Source organism: Streptomyces sp. M2CJ-2 (assembly GCF_016757295.1).
In the GTDB taxonomy this organism is placed as follows: Bacteria; Actinomycetota; Actinomycetes; order Streptomycetales; family Streptomycetaceae; genus Streptomyces.
This window is the reverse complement of record NZ_JAESIF010000255.1, coordinates 1-952: the sequence shown is the minus strand read 5'-3', so window position 1 is coordinate 952 and position 952 is coordinate 1. Positions and strand designations below refer to the sequence as shown.

The window sequence follows — 952 nt, the reverse complement described above, 5'->3', positions numbered from 1 at the left end:
GTGTGGAGGGCCTCGTACTCGGCGGGCGGGAGGTGCCCGAGCTCTCCGTGGAGGCGTCGCCGGTTGAACCAGTCGATGTACTCCGCCACGGCAATCTCGATGTCGTTGATGCCGGTCCACGGGCCCTTGTTGCGGATCAGCTCGGCCTTGAACAGGCTGTTGAATGCCTCCGCGAGGGCGTTGTCGTACGAGTCGCCGCGTGAGCCGACCGAGGCCACGGCGGCCTCATCGGCGAGGCGTTCGGTGTAGCGCAGGGCGCGGTATTGCACGCCGCGATCGGAGTGATGGACCAGTCCGGCCAGGTCCGCGCCGTCGCGCCGGCGGCGCCAGATACCCATGTCCAGGGCATCGAGGGCGAGGTCGGTGTAGAGGCTGGTGGCGACCTGCCAGCCGACGACCATGCGGGAGAACACGTCGATGACGAACGCGGCGTACACCCAGCCGGAGAAGGTGCGGATGTAGGTGATGTCCGCCACCCACAGCTGGTTCGGCCCGCTCGCGGTGAACTCGCGTTTGACCAGGTCGGCGGGGCGGCCGGTCTCGGGAGCGGGCCTGGTGGTGCGCGGCCCCCTGGCCCTGCTCACGCCGCGCAGGCCGGCGTCGCGCATGAGGCGTTCCACGGTGCAGCGGGCCACGTTCCGGCCGGCTCTGCGCAGCGCGGCGTGGATCTTCCGGGCGCCGTAGACGCCGTAGTTGGCGGCGTGGAGCACGCGTATCTCCTCGGTGAGCCGCGCATCGTGCAGGCTGCGGGCGCTGGGCGGCCTGCCGGCGGCGGCGTAGTAGGTGCTCGGCGCGATCTCGGCGTCGGTGCCCTGAAGGGCCTCGCAGATCGGCTGGACGCCGAACTCCTGTTTGTGCCGGTCGATGTAGGCGACCTTCAGCGCAGTGGGCGGTCCAGCTCCGCGGCGAAGAAAGCCGAGGCGGACTTCAGGATGGCGTTGGCCCGGCGTAG

Annotated in this window: 1 protein-coding gene; it reads right to left on the bottom strand. The window is 70.4% G+C overall.

All coding sequences use genetic code 11. From position 1 onward, the window contains the following. The coding region (locus tag JL475_RS39155; protein ID WP_202282951.1) for an IS3 family transposase at nucleotides 1-952 on the bottom strand (952 nt) is incomplete at both ends.